Source organism: Sphingobium sp. CR2-8 (assembly GCF_035818615.1).
Lineage (GTDB): Bacteria > Pseudomonadota > Alphaproteobacteria > Sphingomonadales > Sphingomonadaceae > Sphingobium.
This window is the reverse complement of the sequence record NZ_JAYKZY010000002.1, coordinates 1003832-1020285: the sequence shown is the minus strand read 5'-3', so window position 1 is coordinate 1020285 and position 16454 is coordinate 1003832. Positions and strand designations below refer to the sequence as shown.

At 63.6% G+C, this 16454-nt stretch carries 17 protein-coding genes, 1 tRNA gene and 1 pseudogene; 10 read left to right on the top strand and 9 right to left on the bottom strand.

Annotated elements, in window-relative coordinates:
• Positions 1 to 44: 44 nt before the first annotated feature.
• Together U5A82_RS08885 and U5A82_RS08880 are read right to left on the bottom strand one after the other, a co-directional pair.
• A complete protein-coding gene (locus tag U5A82_RS08885; protein WP_326290223.1) occupies positions 45 to 1547 on the bottom strand; it encodes a TolC family outer membrane protein in 1503 nt (500 codons plus the stop codon).
• A gap of 21 nt (positions 1548 to 1568) precedes the next feature.
• The gene (locus U5A82_RS08880) at positions 1569 to 2201 is read right to left on the bottom strand and encodes a protein-L-isoaspartate O-methyltransferase family protein (protein WP_326290222.1); all 633 of its coding nucleotides are present in this window, start codon (positions 2199 to 2201) and stop codon (positions 1569 to 1571) included.
• 202 nt (positions 2202 to 2403) lie between these two features.
• Between U5A82_RS08880 and U5A82_RS08875 the strand changes: the two genes are divergently transcribed.
• Together U5A82_RS08875 and U5A82_RS08870 are read left to right on the top strand one after the other, a co-directional pair.
• Positions 2404 to 2477: transfer RNA gene (locus U5A82_RS08875), tRNA-Cys, on the top strand.
• Positions 2478 to 2640: 163 nt separating this feature from the next.
• Positions 2641 to 3837 (top strand): tyrosine-type recombinase/integrase, encoded by a 1197-nt coding sequence (locus U5A82_RS08870; RefSeq protein WP_224547761.1) that lies wholly within the window; start codon positions 2641 to 2643, stop codon positions 3835 to 3837.
• 65 nt (positions 3838 to 3902) lie between these two features.
• Here the strand turns inward: U5A82_RS08870 and U5A82_RS08865 are convergent, their stop codons facing one another.
• From U5A82_RS08865 to U5A82_RS08845, 5 genes and pseudogenes are all read right to left on the bottom strand, one after another.
• Positions 3903 to 4076 carry a helix-turn-helix domain-containing protein gene (locus U5A82_RS08865; protein ID WP_062732997.1) on the bottom strand — a complete coding sequence of 58 codons (174 nt, stop codon included), beginning with the start codon at positions 4074 to 4076 and terminating at the stop codon, positions 3903 to 3905.
• A gap of 85 nt (positions 4077 to 4161) precedes the next feature.
• The gene (locus U5A82_RS08860) at positions 4162 to 5202 is read right to left on the bottom strand and encodes an ArdC family protein (protein WP_326292891.1); all 1041 of its coding nucleotides are present in this window, start codon (positions 5200 to 5202) and stop codon (positions 4162 to 4164) included.
• An 826-nt stretch (positions 5203 to 6028) separates the two neighbouring features.
• Positions 6029 to 7404 (bottom strand): annotated as a pseudogene (locus U5A82_RS08855) (transposase).
• A 388-nt stretch (positions 7405 to 7792) separates the two neighbouring features.
• Positions 7793 to 8242 carry a PaaI family thioesterase gene (locus tag U5A82_RS08850; RefSeq protein ID WP_326292890.1) on the bottom strand — a complete coding sequence of 150 codons (450 nt, stop codon included), beginning with the start codon at positions 8240 to 8242 and terminating at the stop codon, positions 7793 to 7795.
• A 5-nt stretch (positions 8243 to 8247) separates the two neighbouring features.
• Positions 8248 to 8832, bottom strand: coding sequence for a TetR/AcrR family transcriptional regulator (locus U5A82_RS08845; RefSeq protein WP_326290221.1), 585 nt, complete (start codon positions 8830 to 8832; stop codon positions 8248 to 8250).
• A 107-nt stretch (positions 8833 to 8939) separates the two neighbouring features.
• Here U5A82_RS08845 and U5A82_RS08840 point away from each other — a divergent pair, with 107 nt between their 5' ends.
• The 5 genes from U5A82_RS08840 (at position 8940) to U5A82_RS08820 (ending at position 12943) form a co-directional block, all read left to right on the top strand.
• Positions 8940 to 9722: an SDR family NAD(P)-dependent oxidoreductase gene (locus U5A82_RS08840; RefSeq protein WP_326290219.1), complete on the top strand. Its 783-nt coding sequence runs from the start codon at positions 8940 to 8942 to the stop codon at positions 9720 to 9722.
• Positions 9723 to 9749: 27 nt separating this feature from the next.
• Positions 9750 to 10829, top strand: coding sequence for an alkene reductase (locus U5A82_RS08835; RefSeq protein WP_326290218.1), 1080 nt, complete (start codon positions 9750 to 9752; stop codon positions 10827 to 10829).
• An 11-nt stretch (positions 10830 to 10840) separates the two neighbouring features.
• A complete protein-coding gene (locus U5A82_RS08830; protein WP_326290217.1) occupies positions 10841 to 11842 on the top strand; it encodes an NADP-dependent oxidoreductase in 1002 nt (333 codons plus the stop codon).
• The gene (locus tag U5A82_RS08825; RefSeq protein WP_326290216.1) at positions 11839 to 12678 is read left to right on the top strand and encodes an alpha/beta fold hydrolase; all 840 of its coding nucleotides are present in this window, start codon (positions 11839 to 11841) and stop codon (positions 12676 to 12678) included. Before U5A82_RS08830 ends, U5A82_RS08825 begins: the two co-directional genes overlap by 4 nt.
• 88 nt (positions 12679 to 12766) lie before the next feature.
• Entirely contained in the window at positions 12767 to 12943 is a 177-nt protein-coding gene (locus U5A82_RS08820; protein ID WP_326290215.1) for a hypothetical protein, read from the top strand.
• Between the two features lie 273 nt (positions 12944 to 13216).
• Here U5A82_RS08820 and U5A82_RS08815 read toward each other — a convergent pair whose 3' ends face one another.
• Both U5A82_RS08815 and U5A82_RS08810 read right to left on the bottom strand, forming a co-directional pair.
• The gene (locus tag U5A82_RS08815; protein WP_326290214.1) at positions 13217 to 13738 is read right to left on the bottom strand and encodes a DNA -binding domain-containing protein; all 522 of its coding nucleotides are present in this window, start codon (positions 13736 to 13738) and stop codon (positions 13217 to 13219) included.
• The gene (locus U5A82_RS08810) at positions 13713 to 14006 is read right to left on the bottom strand and encodes a transcriptional regulator domain-containing protein (protein WP_326290213.1); all 294 of its coding nucleotides are present in this window, start codon (positions 14004 to 14006) and stop codon (positions 13713 to 13715) included. Before U5A82_RS08810 ends, U5A82_RS08815 begins: the two co-directional genes overlap by 26 nt.
• 272 nt (positions 14007 to 14278) lie before the next feature.
• Here U5A82_RS08810 and U5A82_RS08805 point away from each other — a divergent pair, with 272 nt between their 5' ends.
• From U5A82_RS08805 to U5A82_RS08795, 3 genes are read left to right on the top strand one after another with little or no spacing between them, the layout of a single operon-like run.
• Positions 14279 to 15040, top strand: coding sequence for a LuxR family transcriptional regulator (locus U5A82_RS08805; protein ID WP_326290212.1), 762 nt, complete (start codon positions 14279 to 14281; stop codon positions 15038 to 15040).
• A 56-nt stretch (positions 15041 to 15096) separates the two neighbouring features.
• A complete protein-coding gene (locus U5A82_RS08800) occupies positions 15097 to 15711 on the top strand; it encodes an acyl-homoserine-lactone synthase (protein ID WP_326290211.1) in 615 nt (204 codons plus the stop codon).
• A gap of 13 nt (positions 15712 to 15724) precedes the next feature.
• A complete protein-coding gene (locus U5A82_RS08795; RefSeq protein WP_326290210.1) occupies positions 15725 to 16147 on the top strand; it encodes a phytanoyl-CoA dioxygenase family protein in 423 nt (140 codons plus the stop codon).
• Positions 16148 to 16454 lie beyond the last annotated feature (307 nt).

Sequence of the window (16454 nt, the reverse complement as noted above, 5' to 3'; positions counted from 1 at the left end):
CACCCTTTACGCCGTTAAGATTACCCAGCCGGGTTAACAAGCGGTTAAGGCTTATGCGCAGTGGCGTCGACATTGGCGTTTTGCGCGGGCGTGTCAACGGTCCGCGTGGCGACTGGCATCGGCTTGGGATCGAAGCTCCAGTCCAGCCACTTGCCCTTTACCCGCTCATAATTGACCATCGGGTCGTAGAGCGTGCCGCTGTCCAGGCCCAGATCATCGGCTTCGGCATGGCCCATGGCGGCGATGACGCTGAAGGCCGCGACATAGGCGTTACGCTGCGCCGTCACCAGTTGAACCTTGGCGTTCACCGCTTCCTGCTCGGCGTTGAGGATGTCGAGAATCGTGCGGCTGCCGACTGAATTTTCGGCGCGTACGCCCTCCAGCGACAGCTCTGCGGCTTCCACCGCCCGCTGGTTGGACTCGATGCTCTCCAGCGACGCCTGCCAACTCGCATAGGCCGCCCGCGTCTGCGAAATGACGCTGCGCTCCACCTCGATCTCGCGCTCGATCGCCTGCGATTCGCGCGCCTGGTTCTGGCGCACCTGCGCGGCGGGGCGGCCACCCTGATAGAGGGGGATGGTCAGTTGGACGCCAGCGGTGGCCTGCTTGTTGACCTGTGGCCCTTCGACGGCATTGCCGTCCACATCCTGGGCGCTGCCGCCCAGCGTGTGCAGATAGTTTGTGTAACCCGCCGTGGTGAACCCGGACAGCGTCGGCAGACGCCCGGCCCGCGCGACCTTCACGTCGTAACCGGCGGCGATCCGGTTCTTCTTGGCCGCCAATATATCCGGATTATCGTTCATCGCGACCTGGACCGCGATGACCGGCGTCGCGGGAAGCCCGGGCAACGTGGGCGGTGCATCCAGCCCGTCGGGCGTATCGCCGACCAGCGCGATATAATTTTCGCGGCTCGTGACCAGATTGGCCTCCGCCGTCTGCAGGTCCGACCGCGCCAGCGCCAGACGCGATTGCGACTGGGCCACGTCGGTGCGGGTCAGGTCGCCGACCTCGAACCGGTCGTTGGTGGCCTGAAGATTGACCTCCAGCGCCTTCACGTTCGACCTGTTGAGCGACACGACCGCATTGTCGCGGATCACGTCCATATAGGCGGCGACAACCTGGGTGAAGATGCTCGCTTCGGTGCCGCGCAGATTGGCTTGACCGGCTTCCACGCGCACTTTGGCTGCCTTCACGCCATTGCGCACCGCCCCACCGGCATAGAGCGGCACGTTCAGCTGCGCATTGGCGTTCACCGTCCGCTGGGGCGATGTGAAGCTGATCGTGGGTTTCAGGATGCTTTCGGAAAAACTGCCCGTCACGTCCAGGCCGGGTCGCCCGGCCGCCTTCTGGATCGGCACATTCTCGTCCGTCGCCCGTTGCCCGGCGCGGGCGCCGGTCAGCGTCGGGTTGGTCGCATAGGCCTTCGCCAGCGCGCGCTGCAAGGTTTCGGCCCGCGCGATCCCGGCGGGGCCTACGGTCAGGGCGGAAGACAGCAACAGCAAAGCGGCTGCGGCATGATGCCGATAGAATATGCGCTTGCCCGTCATCTGTCCCCGCCCATCATCTCTTTAGAACACAAATCCCTTGGGTGCGCCGAACCCAGGCAGCACCACCATTTCGATATCGACAAGGCTGCCAAGACCCAGATGCCCCGCAACCACCCGGCCGCTGCTCAGGCGGGTGACGCCGCGATCGGCGATCCCGGTTACGACGCGGGCGTCCTCGGCAAGTTGCTGAACGAGCGTCGCGGGAACTTCCTCCACCGCGCCGTCGATGAACAGCACATCATAGGGCGCGCCATCGGCCGCGCCGCCATGCAGCGCGCCGCGCACGACGGTGACGCCGGACACTGTAATCTCAGGCCCGCCCGCTTCCTCGACCGCAGTCACCTGCGCGCCCAGGTCCACGAGTAGCGCCGCGGCGTAGCCGGTCGCCGCGCCGATCAGCAGCACCTTGTCGCCCGGCGCGATCTTCGCTTCGGACAAAAGGCGGCCCGTCACCAGCGGCGGATTGAGCGCGCGACCGCCATCCAGCGGAATGGGCCGGTCGACATAGGCCATGGCGCGGCGCTCCGCGGGCACGAAATCCTCGCGCGGCACCTTGGCCATCGCAGCGATCACGCGCTGGTCGTCCACGTCGCTGGTCCGCAACTGGCTTTCGACCATGGCGGTCCGCATCGAAGAATAATTCTGCTCGGTCACGATAGTTTCTCGCTTGGTCCAGTGGGCTTGGCACAACTGTATTGGCAATGCAATACACTAAGGGGATCATCGGACCTCTAAATCAGCGAGCAGCCCACGCCAAGCGGCTTTGCGCGGAGCCAGGCAAGTTTCTTCGCCCAGGCTACCCATCGCCCGCTTGACTTTAGCGACAAAGCCGCACATTTGCGGCCTCCCACGCCGAGGCCCGATGGCGGAGTGGTTACGCAGAGGACTGCAAATCCTTGCACGCCGGTTCGATTCCGGCTCGGGCCTCCAAAATCCTGTCTGGCGACGTCTGCCAGCAGTTGAAAAATCCCTGATTTCCGGTAGTTTATGGGCATTCGCTGATTGTCAGTGGATGCCCTTGTTTGCCTGCAATTGCGGATTATGGGGGCCTAATTTGGGGGCCTCAAAGGCCCCAGCAGAATTGAGGCCCCCAATGGTGCTAACCGATACCGCTATCCGCAATGCCAAGCCCGCAGATAAGCCTTACAAGGTTACTGACTCCCAAGGTTTGTATCTGCTCGTCAATCCAAGAGGCAGCAAGCTGTGGCGAATCAAATACCGGATCGACGGCGTAGAACGGAAACTGTCGCTCGGGGCGTATCCCGAGATTACCTTGGCCGAGGCGCGCGCTGCCAGGGATGCCGCCCGGAGGCAGCTGGCTCATGCGATTGATCCCAACGTAGCCAAACGACAAGCCCGCATTGAGGCGAGCATTCGGGCCAGCAACAGCTTCGCTAGCGTGGCCGAGGAATTGATAGAGAAGAAAGCGCGTGAGGGGTTGGCTGAGCCAACGCTAGAGAAGATGCGCTGGTTTGTGAAACTGATGGGGGCAGACTTCGGAAAGCGGCCTGTCACCGATATCACGCCTCAGGAACTTCTTCATGAACTGCAGAAGCATGAACGACGTGGCCGCTTGGAAACCGCCAATCTGCTGCGCGCCTTTGCCAGCCGCGTTTTCCGCTTTGCAGTCGCAACGGCACGTGCCGAACGTGATCCGGCGCAACTCCTGATCGGCGCATTGACCACACCGCGAGTCAAGCACTTCGCCGCCATCATCGATCCAAACGAGTTCGGCGCTCTCCTGCGCGCTATCGAGGATTATCAGGGCGATCCTGCCGTCATGTACGCCCTTAAACTCACACCTCATGTCTTCCAGCGCCCGGGCGAACTGCGGCAAATGGAATGGGCTGAGGTTAATTTCGACAAAGCTGTCTGGACGATCCCGGTAACCAAGATGAAAATGCGCCAGCCCCATTCGGTGCCTCTGTCTCGGCAGGCTCTCGCGATACTGCAAGCCATGCGATCCTTATCCGGCTCCGGGCGCTATGTGTTCCCTTCGATCCGCACCCGAGCAAGACCGATCAGCGAAAACACCATCAACGCGGCATTGCGGCGCATGGGCTATTCCAAAGAGCAAATGACGGCCCACGGCTTCCGCACGTCCGCATCATCGCTGTTGAACGAATCCGGCAAATGGAACCCGGATGCCATCGAGCGCGCACTGGCACATATGGTGGCCGGGTCCGTACGTCGCATATATAACCAGTCCGCCTATTGGGCCGAACGTGTCGAAATGGCGCAGTGGTGGAGCGACTATATGGATGAACTGCGAAAGGGCGGAAACAGATGACAGGCCCGCCCTGCCCTACTCCACCGCGGGCATTTTTTCAGCAAGAGCCGTGTAGCGCTGGCGTATCAAGCCATATCTCGGGATTGTGCCAGCCGCTTGATGGACTCAGTGGTCAGCAAGGTTCGCCTACCGATTTTGATCGCATCAAGTTTGCCAGATTTGAGTAAGGCATAAACCGATGACCGACCGATGCCGAGCGCCTTAGCGGTGTCGTTAATAGAGATTGCTAGCACTTCCATGTGCATCTCCTTGCTTATCGATTACCAAGGTAAGCGTGCGTTCCGGCTCACGCGCTGAACCATTGATGCTGGCCACTAGCTAAAATCATGCCGAGAGCCTTTCGTCCTGCGGAGCTTGGCGTTCGCCGGTCTCATCGCAGGAAGTGTCGCCTTGGGTGGCCTCGGCCTGAACCGCTTCGACCTGCGCGGCGGCGTGCCGCGCCAGCAGCCAGTCAGCGGCCTTGCTGGCGGCGCTGGCGGCGCGGAAGATCGCGCGGTTATCCTCGCGCAGCACGTCCAGCCAACTGCCGAGATAATCAGCGTGACGGCCGGTCGGGACGATGCCCAGCGCGGCACAGAGAAAGGCCGCACCCATTTCGGCAATCAATTCCTCGCGGGCATAATCCTTCGATCCGAAGCTGTTGACGAGATTGCGGTTCAACCGGGACGGGTGGCCGCTGCCGTGGCAAAGTTCGTGTAGGCAGGTCCGATAATAGTTGATCTGCTCGAAAAAGGCCGGTTGCGGCGGCACCTGCACATAATCCTGCGCGGGCACATAATAGGCGCGATTGCCGCCGACGCGGAACTCGATGCCGCTTGCGGCGATCACTTCCTCGGCGACCGGCACGATCTGGCGTTCGGGCAAGGGGGCCGGATCGGGCGCGAGGCCGGGGCGCAATCCCTCGCACTGCGTGACGTTGAACACGGTGAAGCGTTTCAGGAAGGGAATGGACTTGGCGTCGCTGCCGGTTTCGACGGCGCGCACTTTCTCGGCCTCGGGGGTGAAGCGGTCGGCATAGACGACGGTGGTGCCGCGCTCGCCCTTGCGGACGCATCCCCCTGCCTCCAGCGCCTGTTTGAAGGTTAGCCAACCCTGCGAGGGATAGCCCTGCTTTATCACTGCGCCCCACAGGATAAGGATGTTCACGCCAGAGTAACGGCGTGCGGTAAGGGCGTTGCGCGGCAGTCCGGGGCTTACTGCGATGCCATCACCATCGGGACGCCCCCAAGGCTGAACCCAAGGCAAGCGGCCCGCCTCCAGTTCGGCGATGATCCGCGCCGTCACCTCGTCATAAAGGTTCGTGCGCGCCGTTTCGGACTCTGCACGGGCCTTGGCCGCGATTGGGGCTCCGCCGTTGGACGCCATGGGTCTCCGGCCCTTGCCGCGCGCGCGAACAGTCGTGGGAGAACGCATCATTTACCTCCTGCACCGCCCCAAAACCACCATGGCCTCCCCCGGAAGCGGGGGTGGGCGGCAGGATGCGAACCGAAAAGGCCCGCTTTAGCGGCGTCGGCACCCAAAGGGCCGCAACGTCAGTGGAGGAGCCGGGCGCAGCCCGGCTTGCCGGGGACGCGAGCGGGCCTAGCAGGGAGCGCCGCCCACTCCCGCGCCACCGGGAGAGGCCACCAACAGCGCCGTCGCCCAAGCGGCGACCGCAGCACTTCCCGGCGGCGGAGCCGCCGCCAACGAAAAAATGGCCCCCGGCCGGCGCGGTCGGGTCAGCGGTGCAGGGTCGGGATTCGCAGGCCAAGGCGGCACTTGTCGACAGCCTCGCGAAACCGGACGCACCGCCCGACCGAGAGGCCGGCGTGCCTGCGGGGCCGCCAATCGGGCGCCGCACCCTGGCCGGCTGCGCAGCCGTCCGGCAGTGTGCGTCCTCAGCCCCGCTCCATCAGGTCAGCGGACGCTGACCCGCGCCAGCCGATCGTCACCGCCAGGCCGAGACCCGGCGACGGGGGCTCGGCGGCGAGAAGCCTGGCTTCGAGCGGTAGAGCGCGGTCGCGCCGCTTCACCGGCGCGAGGCGTTTGCTCCCCACCCAGTTGCGAACCTTTCGACACCCTCTTTGCGATCCTGAAATCAGTCGTTCACCGTGCCGCCGTTTCGGCGGGAACCGACCGATAGTGTTGAAAAACCCGCCACTGAGATCGAGGCTGGTACCAGCTTGGGCACGGTCTGGAGGGCCCGTCCCGGTTATGCGAGCGCCGGTGCGGCGGGGATCGGGATCAGCTTTGCCAATTTGCGGAGATTTTGAGCCGTGGCTGCAAGGAGGAACTCGTCCTTTGCCCCGTTTGGCCCTCGAAGGCGCAAGCGGTCGAGCTTGAGGATGCGTTTGAGGTGGGCGAACAGCATCTCAACCTTTTTCCGCTCGCGGCGGGATGTGACATAGGCGTCGGTTTGGGACAGATCTCTTGCCAGATCTCGTGCACCCTCGTGAATTGATCGGATCACTTTGCGATTGGGCTGACCGGGGCAGCATTGCTGCTTGAGGGCGCAGGCATCGCAGTCATGTTTGCTGGCGCAGTAGCGGATAAACCCGTCTTGATCGACGTCGCCCCGCAGCGCCGCAAAGTTCCTGCGGCGCGGGAACAGCTCTTTGCTGCCGGGACATACATAGAGATCATGTTGGTGATCGTAGCGGAATTCGTCGCGTTGGAAACTTCCGGTCCGGCGCCTCGCGTGATCGAAAATCGGGATATGCGGTTCGATGCCGCGCTCATGGACAAGCCAGGCGATATTGGCGGCATCGCCATAACCAGTATCGGCGGCCAGACGCTGGGGCCAGATGCCAAAACGTTCCTGTGTTCGGTCAATCATCGTTCGCTGCGCTGTCACTTCGGCGGGACGAATGGCCGTGGTGGCTTCAACATCAACAATCACGGCGTTTGCCAAATCGATGAGATAGTTGGTGCTGTAAGCGAAGAAGGCTTGCCCGCCATGGGCGCTTGTCCAGCGCGCTGCGGGATCGGCAGGCGACAGATATTTGGGCGTGACGGGCGATGCAGCCCCAAACGCTGCGGCATCGAGCACCTCCAGATACTCCCGGGCAGCATGATTGACGATGTCCGGGGGCAAGCCCTCCTCGCCAGGCACACCGCGTTGGCGGTTCGCGTCGGCCTTGATCAGGCGGCGTCGACGGCAAAACCCTCGCCACCGACCAATCCCTCCTCGATGCAGCGCGTGACAGTCATTTCGAACAATTCCCGCAATAGGTCGCTATCCCGGAAGCGGCCGTGGCGGTTCTTTGAGAAGGTCGAATGATCCGGCACCGCTCCATCAAGGCCGAGGCGGCAGAACCAGCGATAGGCCAGATTGAGATGCACTTCCTCGCACAGGCGCCGCTCTGACCGGATGCCCAGACAATAGCCAATGAGCAGCATCCGGATCATGAGCTCGGGATCGATCGAAGGGCGGCCCGTCTCGCTATAGAATGGCTGCAGCTTCTCCCGGATACCGTCCAGGTTCACAAAGCGGTCAACCGCCCGCAGCAGGTGGCTTTGCGGCACGTGGTCCTCCAGGCTGAAGCTGTAAAACAGCGCCTCCTGCATCACCGTCCGAGCACCCATCATCAGCCTGCCTCCCAACGACAGACACAGTGAATCAGGACTATGCGATTACTGCAAGGCCGAGTTTTTCAACACTATCGACCAGACCCGGTCGTTCCCGAGTGAGTAACCGAACGACCGCTCCCAACAGAAGCCGCCATCAGCACTGCGGCAAGCAGCCCGACGCCAGCCGCCCTACTCTCGGTCATCCAAACAAATCGACAGCCTCCCGAAAATTGCCATTCCGAACACATGTAGCAGTCCCGTTTCTCCATTTTGAAATGGCCGTGTCGCGAAACTCATTCGGGAACGGGTTTTGGGAAAGCGGCGTGTTGGCGCGGGCGAAGAGGCTTACCTGACCCGGCTTTCCGCTGAACTTTCTTACCGAGACGATGGACTGACAGTTCGCAGGTCACGATTTTGGCGTGATCGGAAACACCAGAAGAGTCGAGGTGGCGGAGGCGCACAACCGCCCCTGCGCATCGACGAGGCGCGCCTCGGAGAAGGCGACCCGGCGTCCGAGCGAGACGAGCTTGCCTTCAGCGCGAACCGGGCCGCTCGTCTCGCTCAGGGCGCGGTGATAGGACACCTTCAGCTCCAGCGTCGTGTATCCCTGGCCGGCAGCCAGGCTGGAATGGACGGCGCAGCCGCAGGCGCTGTCGAGCAATGTCGCCGCATAACCACCATGAACCGAACCGAGCGGGTTGAACACCTTGCGTGATGTCGAGCCTTCGAACACGACGCGGCCGCGCTCCAACTCCACCAGCGCGAACTCCAGCGTCTCGCCGATCGGCGGCTGACGACCCGTCGCCATCAGCGCGGCAAGCTGGTCGTGGCCATCCAGATCGGCATGGTCGAGCATCACGTTCACCGTCCGGTTCCTTCTGATCCATCGCTTCCGGCAGCATCGCCCTCGGCCCCGATCCACGCGCGCGTGCTGGTCAGCAACTCATCGGCCAGCGCCGGATCGTCGACGGCCCGTGCCATGACGAGGGCGCCGACCATCGCCGACCACCGCCCGATTGCTTCGCGCCGACGTTCCGCCGGGTCGCCGTCAGGCAAGGAGCGCGCGAACCGGTCGATCTGTGCGTCCAGCCCCTTGGCCATCGCCGCGCGCGCTTCCGGTGTCTGCTGGCGCATCAGCCCGGCAAGGCTGGCGGTCGGGCATCCTTCGCCCGCATGATCGCGGTGCAGCGGTGACAGATAGACGTCGATCCAGCCTTGGAGATCGGGCATCGTCTCACCCTCGCCATCGAGCGCGAACGCAATGGTCTGGGCGACAAGGTCGTCCTTGGATGCGAAGTGGCTGTAGAAGCCGCCATGAGTCTGCCCGGCGGCCTTCATCACCTCCGACACAGTCACCGCATCGAAGCCACGCTCCCGGAACAGCCGGCTTGCCTCGGTGAGTATGCGTACCCTGTTGGTCGCCATCTGGTCGCGACTGACCTTCATAAAAAATTCTCCGATCGCTCGGTTGACATATTCATGATCGCTATCACATAAAATATTATCGTGACGACTGTCATGAATATAGTGTTTCAGCCGCAAAGGGCAACAGCATGACCAATACGACTATTCTCATCACCGGTGCCTCGACCGGCATCGGCGCCACCTACGCCGATCGCTTCGCCCGACGCGGCCACGATCTAGTGCTGGTCGCCCGTGACGAGGCGCGGCTGAAAGCGCTGGCGACGAAGCTGTCATCGGAGCATGACGTTGCCGTCGACGTTCTGCCCGCCGACCTGACCGACACCGCCCAGTTGGCAACGGTCGAGACGCGACTGCGCGACGATGGCAGGATCGGCACGCTCATCAACAACGCCGGCGCGGGCTTGAATGGCGCGTTCGTCGATCAATCGACTGATGCGGTGGATCAGCTGGTCGCGCTCAACACGACGTCGGTCGTCCGCCTCGCCAGCGCCATCGCTCCACGGCTGGCGCAGGCTGGCGAAGGCGCGATCGTCAACATCGGCTCGGTCGTCGGGCTGGTGCCCGAGTTCGGCATGAGTGTCTACGGCGCTACCAAGGCCTTCGTTCTCTTCCTGTCGCAGGGATTGTCGCTCGAACTCGGACCCAAGGGCGTTTACGTCCAGGCCGTGCTGCCGGCGGCAACCCGCACCGAGCTGTGGGGCCGTGCCGGCGCCGACGAGGCAAGCCTACCGCCGATGATGGACGTGAACGAGCTGGTCGACGCCGCGCTCGTCGGCTTCGATCGCCGCGAGGGCGTCACCATTCCGCCGCTGCACGACGGGACGCTGTGGGACGCATACGACCAGGCGCGTCGGGCGATGGTGCCGCACTTTGGCTCGGTCCACCCCGCGCCCCGCTACACCGCAGCCTGACCCCCATTTTTCCAACAAGGACCAACTATGAGCGATCTTTTCTCCCCGTATCAACTCGGCCCGCTGACGCCGCCCAATCGTATCGTCATGGCGCCGCTGACCCGCAACCGCGCCGCACCCGGCCTCCTGCCGAGCGAGCATGCGGCGGAATATTACGCGCAGCGCGCATCCGCCGGCCTCATCATTACCGAGGCGACGCAGGTGTCGGTGCAGGCGCAAGGGTATCAGGACACGCCCGGCCTCTACACGCCCGAGCAGATCGCTGCGTGGCGCATGGTGACGGATGCGGTGCACGGCAAAGGCGGCCGCATCTTCGTCCAGCTCTGGCACGTCGGGCGCGTTAGCCATGTCGATCTGCATGGTGGTAAGGCACCGGTCGCACCCTCGGCGATCCGCGCCGAGGCCAAGACCTTCGTCAATAACGGCTTTGCGGATGTGTCCGAGCCGCGCGCGCTCGAGCTGGACGAGCTGCCAGGCATCGTCGAGAGCTTCCGCCAGGCGGCCGCGAACGCGATGGACGCCGGCTTCGACGGCGTCGAGGTGCATGGCGCCAATGGATATCTGCTCGACGAATTCCTGCGTGAGACCGCGAACGTGCGAACCGATGCCTATGGCGGTTCGATCGAGAACCGTGCCCGTCTGCTGCTGGAGGTCACGGCCGCCGTCGCTGGGGAAATCGGCGCGAACCGGACCGGCGTGCGCCTGTCGCCGGTCTCGCCTGCGAGCGGCATCGTGCCGGCGGACGACGAGCAGCCGCAGTTCGACCATGTCGCAGAGAAGTTGGGCGAAATGAAGATCGCCTATCTCCACGTCGTCGAGGGTGCGACCGGTGGGCCGCGCGATGCCAAGCCGTTCGACTATGGCGCGCTGCGTCGTAAGTTCGGCGGCACCTTCCTCGCCAACAACGGCTTCGACAAGGCACTCGCCGAGGAGCAACTGGCCGCAGGCAAGGCGGACCTGTTCGCGTTCGGGCGCGGCTTCATCGCCAATCCCGATTTCGTCGAGCGGTTGAAGTCGGGCGCGGAGCTCAACCAGCTCGATCCTTCCACGCTTTATGGTGGCGGCGCGAAGGGCTATACCGACTATCCGACGCTGGCTGGTGCCTGAGGAGAAGGCAAATGAAAGCCTATGTTCTTGATCGCTACGGCAAGCAGCAATCGCTGCGCCTCGGCGACATGCCTGAGCCCGTACCTGCGGCCGACGAGGTGCTGGTCGAGATCCATGCGGCTGGCCTTAACCAGCTCGACGCGAAGATCCGCGACGGGGCGTTCAAGCCGATCCTGCCCTACAAGCCCCCCTTCGTGCTGGGGCATGATCTGGCCGGCACGGTGGTGTCGGTCGGTCAGGGGGTGCGCGGGTTCAAGCCGGGCGACGAGGTCTATGCCCGCCCGCGCGACGGCCATATCGGCACGTTCGCCGAGCACATCGCTGTTAAGCAAGCCGATCTCGCGCTGAAACCCGCCAATCTGTCGATGGAGGAAGCGGCTTCGATCCCGCTCGTCGGGTTGACCGTCTGGCAGGTGCTGGTCGAGCGCGCGAAACTGAAGAAGGGGCAGAAGGTCCTGATCCATGCCGGCTCGGGCGGGGTCGGCACGCTGGCGATCCAACTCGCCAGGCATCTCGGCGCAACCGTCGCGACGACGGCGAGCGCGGCCAATGCAGACCTCGTCCGCAGCCTCGGTGCCGATGTCGTGATCGACTATAAGAAGCAGGATTTTTCAGAGGAACTTTCCGGCTATGACGTCGTGCTCAATAGCCTGGACGGCAAAACGCTGGAGAAGTCGCTCAAGGTGCTCAAACCCGGCGGCAAGCTGATCTCGATTTCCGGGCCGCCCGATCCGGCGTTCGCCAAAGCGCAGGGGCTGAACATCGTCCTGCGCCTGTTGCTACGCGCGACGAGTGTCGGCATCCGCCGCAAGGCGAAGCGGGCGGGCGTCGATTATTCGTTCCTGTTCATGCACGCCGATGGCGGGCAGCTAGCGAAACTTACGTCGCTGATTGAGAATGGAACGATCAAACCCGTGGTCGACCGGGTCTTCCCGTTCGACCGGATGGATGATGCGATGGCGCAGCTCGACAAGGGCGGGGCCAAGGGCAAGCTCGTGGTGCGCGTGCGATGAGCCGCGCGGACTGGAACACGGCTCCGACGCTCACGGTCGAGGCGGCGGGAACCCGCTTCGCCTATCGACGCCTCGGCCCCGACCGGGGCACGCCGATCGTGCTCCTCAATCACTGGGGTGCCAATCTCGACAATTTCGACCCGCCGATCGTCGAGGGGTTGGCCGCAGACCGTCCGATCTACGCACTCGACTATCGCGGCATCGGCCGTTCGGGTGGCGCGGCACCGTTGACCGTCGGAGACATGGCAATCGACATGATCGCGATGATTGGAGCACTGGGGCTGGCAAAGGTCGACCTGATCGGCTTTTCGCTCGGCGGCTTCGTCGCGCAGGAGATCACGCTCCGGCAGCCCGATCTTGTTCGTCGTCTCGTCCTGGCGGGCACTGGCCCTGCCGGGGGCACCGGGATTGAGCGGGTAGGTCGGGTGTCGCTGCCGCTGATCCTCAAGGGTGTGGTGACGCTGCAGGACCCAAAGACCTTTCTGTTCTTCACCGACACCGCCAACGGTCGGCAGGCGGCGAAGGCGTTCCTCGCGCGGCTTAAAACCCGCACGGTGGACCGTGACAAGGCCGTCAGACTTCGGGCCTTCGGTCGCCAACGCAAGGCGATCGAGGCGTGGGGCAGGCAGTCACCGCAGGACCTATCGCTCCTCCGCCAGCCGACGCTGGTCGCCAATGGCGACCATGACATCATGGTGCCGAGCGAGAACTCCACCGACCTCGCGCGCCGCATCCCCGGAGCGGAGCTCGTTCTCTACCCCGACGCCGGGCATGGCGGTATCTTCCAATATCACGACGCTTTTCTCGCGAAGGCCAAAGCGTTCCTCGATACCTAATGTTGCTGTTTTTCGCTTCAGCTTGGCTGAGAGTTCTTTTGAGAACCCGCCCATTTCCCAATTCACCATCCTTTTAAAAAGGTGGCCGTTGCGTGATGACGGCACCCACTTCTCGGAAACCTACCGGATTTCATTCCGCCAATCTTCGCGGACACCGGCGGGTATTTGCTTTGCCAAGAATGCCCGGCTCTGGCTGGAGCCGTCGTTCTGCGAACCCGGCTTGAAGGGCTGGGATGTCCCACAAGCCGATCAGAACCCGCACTGATCAAAGGTAGCCATTTGGGCCTTGACCATACCGCTCCCGCGCCACCGGGAGAGGCTACCAACAGCGCCGCCGCGCAAGCGGCGACCGGAAGGGTCAGCAGCGCTGCCGCGCGCCAGCGATCGTCACCGGCAGGCCGAGACCCGGCAACGGGGCTCGGCGGCAAGAAGCCTGGCTTCGCGCCGTAGAGCGCGGTCGCGCCGCTTTACCGGCGCGAGGCGCCAGCCCTATCGTCACACGGTAGGCATCGCCGCTGTCAGGCGGTGAATCGGCATATCACCCCCTCCGCCCCATCAATTGCCGCCAGCCGCCACGCGCCATGGCGCCAGCCTCGCGCACCAGCCGACGCACCCGCGACCGCAGCGAATCGGACGATCCCGTCCAGTCCTGCGCCACGCGCGCGTCCCCGAACAGGGCGGCACCGATGTCGCGCTGGCTGGCCCCCTGCCCGAGCGCATCATGGACGCGGAGCATATCGACCAGCCGCGCGATCTGCGGATCGGAAGGAAACAGCGCGCGCGAGAATTGCCGCCTGCGACACAGGTCGAGAAACCGGCGCAGCGGCAATAAGCGTTGCTGCGAAGACAGGATGCCCTGCAAGCGGAAATGCAGCAGGACGGCTTGCTGTCCTGTCAGCCGCCCTTCCTCAATATCGATACGGATATGATGCCAACCGTCGGACAGGACGGCATGTTCGCGTCCCTCCCTGCCGATGGCAACGGCGAGCCAGGGGGCGATTCGGTCGAGATCCAGGCTATCGGGATCGGCCGGATCAGCGGGGATGGCGGCGACGGCCATCGTCCCCGGATCGAAATCGGCATGCCAGATGATCCGGGCCTCGGGCGCTGCGCGGCTCGGATGCTCGGCGAAAGTGCAGCCCCCAAGGGAGCGGGTCGGGATCGATGCCGCGCGTGGCCGTACTGGCCCGCACATGCCAGGCGATATAATCGGGATCGCGGCGCAGCCATTCCCACATGAGGCCGGCCCGGTCGATCCCGCGCAGTCGCGCATAGCCTGCGGCATCCCGCCAATCGCGCGAAGGGCGTTCGCCGGTCGGCAAATTCACCGGCCGCCTCTGCCGCCGCCGATCGAGCGACGACAAGACCATACCCTCCAGAGGATGCGCTCGCCATGGCAGCGTTGCGCGCCCGACAAGGCTAGCGCCGGTCTTTTTCTACTAAAGCCGTTATGATATGACAATTTTGTTACTGGAGTTGTTGGGTGCTGAAATGAGACACCAGCGCCTGGCCCGAGAGGACGGGAAAGGGCGGACGCCGGGCGCGCGGTGACTTGAGACACTGCCGGTGATCGCGACATCGTCTTATGAGATTGTTGCATATGGCGACGCAGTTCAGACGCGTCGTGGATGCCGTGGCGAACGGCGATGATTTCGCAGCGGCCATGAAGGGGCTGACGGATCAGCTCGGCTTCCAATATTTTGCGCTGACGCATCATGTCGATCTCGCCAGGGCCAGTGGCGGCGCGATCCATCTGCATAATTATCCGACGCAATGGGCCGATTATTATCATCGCCATGCCCTGGGCGTGACCGATCCGGTCCACCGCGCGAGCCATGTGGCAAGCGTCGGCTTTCCCTGGTCGCACATGGCGGAGATGATCCCGTTGTCGGGCCGCGATCGTCGCATATTGGCCTTGGGTCGCGCGCAGGGCATCGGCGATGGTTTCACGGTGCCGGCGGTCCATGTGCCCGGCGAAGCGCGCGGCTCCTGCTCGTTCGCGAATGAAGCCGGACGACCGCTGCCGCATGACATGCTGCCGCTGGCGCAATTTGCGGGCCTGTTCGCGTTCGAAGGCGCGCGGCGCCTCTGGTCCAGTGGCAGCCTGCGGCAGACACCGCCGCGCCCGATGCTCACCGACCGCCAGCGGGACTGCGTGCTCTGGGTCGCACGCGGCAAGAGCGACTGGGAGATCAGCCTGATCCTGCAGGTGGGCGAAGAGACGGTAGCCCGCCATATCAAGCAGGCGTGCGAGCGCTATGGCGTGAACAAGCGGACATATCTGGTGATCCTGACGCTCTTCGACGGAACACTGACCTTCTCGGATATTTTCCGCCGCCGCTATTACCCTTTTCCGGAATAGCGGCCGGACCCGCCGCGAGGCGACCCTGGACCGATCACGGCCAGGGAGTCCTTATCATGTTGCATATCCGTCAATCCGCTGCGCGACCGGCCTCGGACGCCGTCCTGCGTTCGATGTTCGCCGCCCGCAAATCCGTCTTTGTCGACCTGCTCAAATGGGACGTGCCGGTGCTCGCCGACAGCTATGAGATCGATCAATATGACGACGCGCATGCGACCTATCTGATCCTGGCCGACCCTGACGGGACCCATCTGGGATCAGCCCGACTCCTGCCCACGACAGGCCCCCATATATTGGGCGATTTCTATCCCGACCTGTGTGAGCAGGCACCGCCGCAGGCACCGGACATCCAGGAAATCACCCGCTTCTGCCTGGATCGCCGCCTGCGGGCGGCGGAGCGGCGGCAGGTCCGCGATACGCTGGTGACCGCCCTGGTCGATCATGCCCTGGCGCACGGCATCATCGCCTATAGCGCCATTGCCGAGATGGGCTGGTTGCAGCAGATCCTTGCCTTTGGCTGGCACTGCACGCCGCTTGGCCCGCCGCGCAGGATCGACGGGACCATGCTCGGCGCGCTCCGCATCGACATTGCGTCGGACACAAAGGCGTTGTTGGCTGAGCGCGGCATTGTTGCGTCGCCGCTGCGCATCCACCAGCGCGTCGCTGCCTGAAGGAGACGCCGCCATGACCGTCTCCATCACGCTCACCCAAGCGATCGCGCGCCACGCGACCGAACTTAAGACGCAAGGCTATTGCCTCGTCCCGGATGCCCTGCCGGCCGCGGCCATCGCGGCGCTCGACGACGATCTGGCCGGCGATTTCGCCCGCACGCCCTTTGGGCAGGGCCATTTCTACGGCGAAACCACCAAGCGCTTCGGTCGGCTCCTGATCCGGTCCGACCATGCCAGGGCTCTGGTCCAGCATGACCTGATACTCGGCATCGTCGAGACGATCCTGTCGCCCTGGTGCGACTGCATTCAGCTGAACACGACCCAGGCGATCGCCATCCATCCCGGCGCCCCGGCCCAGTTCCCCCACCGGGATCATAAGCGAGGTTCTCAAGCCTCGGCGCCGCCTTCGCGACGCGGAACAAGACTAACATCCTGATTCGGAGAAGCAATACCGATGGGACGATTTGCAAAGCGCGCCTATTTGTAGAGGGGGAGATCGACCACGATCCCGCCTATAATAATGTCTCTGCTTCCCAGCCAGCGCTCGACTGCCCCATGTCGAAGAGCGTGATCATCATGCGCAAGCGTTTCGCGCCTTGATTTCTGCGGGCTTTCGTTCGGGCGCAAGAGAACATTTGAGGAAAATCGCGCGGCCGGATCGGGATGCTGACAAAATGAGGCGGGATTGCAGAGTTTCAGGCAATCATTCCCCGATACTCACTTTTTCAATCCGGATTTGAGAT

Coding starts and splice junctions, on each gene's coding strand:
- U5A82_RS08885 (WP_326290223.1), bottom strand. CDS start 1,547: ATGACGGGCAAGCGCATATTCTATCGGCATCATGCCGCAGCCGCTTTG.
- U5A82_RS08870 (WP_224547761.1), top strand. CDS start 2,641: ATGGTGCTAACCGATACCGCTATCCGCAATGCCAAGCCCGCAGATAAG.
- U5A82_RS08865 (WP_062732997.1), bottom strand. CDS start 4,076: ATGGAAGTGCTAGCAATCTCTATTAACGACACCGCTAAGGCGCTCGGC.
- U5A82_RS08860 (WP_326292891.1), bottom strand. CDS start 5,202: ATGGCGTCCAACGGCGGAGCCCCAATCGCGGCCAAGGCCCGTGCAGAG.
- U5A82_RS08850 (WP_326292890.1), bottom strand. CDS start 8,242: ATGCTCGACCATGCCGATCTGGATGGCCACGACCAGCTTGCCGCGCTG.
- U5A82_RS08845 (WP_326290221.1), bottom strand. CDS start 8,832: ATGAAGGTCAGTCGCGACCAGATGGCGACCAACAGGGTACGCATACTC.
- U5A82_RS08840 (WP_326290219.1), top strand. CDS start 8,940: ATGACCAATACGACTATTCTCATCACCGGTGCCTCGACCGGCATCGGC.
- U5A82_RS08835 (WP_326290218.1), top strand. CDS start 9,750: ATGAGCGATCTTTTCTCCCCGTATCAACTCGGCCCGCTGACGCCGCCC.
- U5A82_RS08830 (WP_326290217.1), top strand. CDS start 10,841: ATGAAAGCCTATGTTCTTGATCGCTACGGCAAGCAGCAATCGCTGCGC.
- U5A82_RS08825 (WP_326290216.1), top strand. CDS start 11,839: ATGAGCCGCGCGGACTGGAACACGGCTCCGACGCTCACGGTCGAGGCG.
- U5A82_RS08815 (WP_326290214.1), bottom strand. CDS start 13,738: ATGGCCGTCGCCGCCATCCCCGCTGATCCGGCCGATCCCGATAGCCTG.
- U5A82_RS08805 (WP_326290212.1), top strand. CDS start 14,279: ATGGCGACGCAGTTCAGACGCGTCGTGGATGCCGTGGCGAACGGCGAT.
- U5A82_RS08800 (WP_326290211.1), top strand. CDS start 15,097: ATGTTGCATATCCGTCAATCCGCTGCGCGACCGGCCTCGGACGCCGTC.
- U5A82_RS08795 (WP_326290210.1), top strand. CDS start 15,725: ATGACCGTCTCCATCACGCTCACCCAAGCGATCGCGCGCCACGCGACC.